This is a genomic window from Aeromicrobium phragmitis, from assembly GCF_003674095.1.
In the GTDB taxonomy this organism is placed as follows: Bacteria; Actinomycetota; Actinomycetes; order Propionibacteriales; family Nocardioidaceae; genus Aeromicrobium; species Aeromicrobium phragmitis.
The window spans coordinates 1-435 of record NZ_RDBF01000101.1; the positions used below are offsets into that span (position 1 = coordinate 1).

Here is a 435-nt window from a genome sequence, read left to right on the forward strand (position 1 = left end):
GGCGTACGTCAACTCCCTCATCGAACGTAGCGAGCGCGTCGCCCGCGAGGCCGACCAGCGGGCGCAGTTAGCCGCGCAGTCCGAACGCAATCGCATCGCCCGCGAGATGCACGACGTCGTCGCCCACGGACTCTCGGTCATCATCGTCCAGGCCGACGGCGCCCGCTACGCGTCGGCAGCGCGGCCCGAGGCCGCCACCGAGGCGCTGGAGAACATCGCCTTGACCGGCCGCGAAGCGCTGACCGAGATGCGCTCTCTGCTCGGCCTGCTGCGCGAAGGCGACACCGGCGTCGCGCCTCAGCCCGACCTCGCCGACCTCCCTGCGCTCATCGACGAGGCCCGCACCTCGATGACGCTCGAGGCCGACATCGACGAGGGCCTCGACGCGGTTCCCTCCGGCGTCGCGCTCACCGCGTACCGGCTCGTCCAGGAGGC

The 435-nt window shown here is 72.0% G+C and carries 1 protein-coding gene; it reads left to right on the top strand.

From position 1 onward, the window contains the following. Positions 1-435: sensor histidine kinase (locus D9V41_RS16465; RefSeq protein ID WP_133434243.1), on the top strand; the 435-nt coding region annotated here is incomplete at both ends.